1 protein-coding gene is annotated in these 446 nt (G+C 60.5%); it reads left to right on the top strand.

What is annotated here, in order from left to right; genetic code table 11:
* On the top strand, window positions 1-426 hold a 426-nt coding region (locus tag AACY49_RS31075), incomplete at its 5' end, for a hypothetical protein (RefSeq protein WP_339528158.1).
* Window positions 427-446: the final 20 nt, after the last annotated feature.

Here is a 446-nt window from a genome sequence, read left to right as displayed (position 1 = left end):
AATCCTCGTGAAGGGTATGCCGCGCTCCGGGCGTATGCACAGCCAATCGCCCGCCCTTCCAACTTCATCGCCGTACACAATGCCGCAGAGCGCCAGACTGTCGTCGGCCTGCTTGATCTCCAGTATCGGCTACGTCGACGCGGGATAGGAATCGGCTTCAAAAGGCTCCTGTTCGATGTCCCGACCAGCTCAGGTGAGGTCCGGCCCGACCTTCTCCTCGACTTACGGGATTTCACCACCGGAGAGGTGCTGGAGGCCGCCCTTGAGGTCGTGACCGGACACGATGCCGATACACTCGGCATGAAGATGCGGCAGGTCGAGAAGCTTCGAGAAATCGCGCCGGTGGTCACCATACACGCCGAGGATCTCGAACATGACGCTCTCGAGGCGGCCGTGCTCGACCAGCTGCATATCGGATCATCCTAGATCCAGTGAAGGAGAGAGGG

The sequence above is a fragment of the Pseudomonas sp. EL_65y_Pfl2_R96 genome (genome assembly GCF_963970905.1).
Classification (GTDB): Bacteria; Pseudomonadota; Gammaproteobacteria; order Pseudomonadales; family Pseudomonadaceae; genus Aquipseudomonas.
Note: the sequence above shows the minus strand (reverse complement) of the source record. Positions and strands in the feature narration are given on the sequence as shown.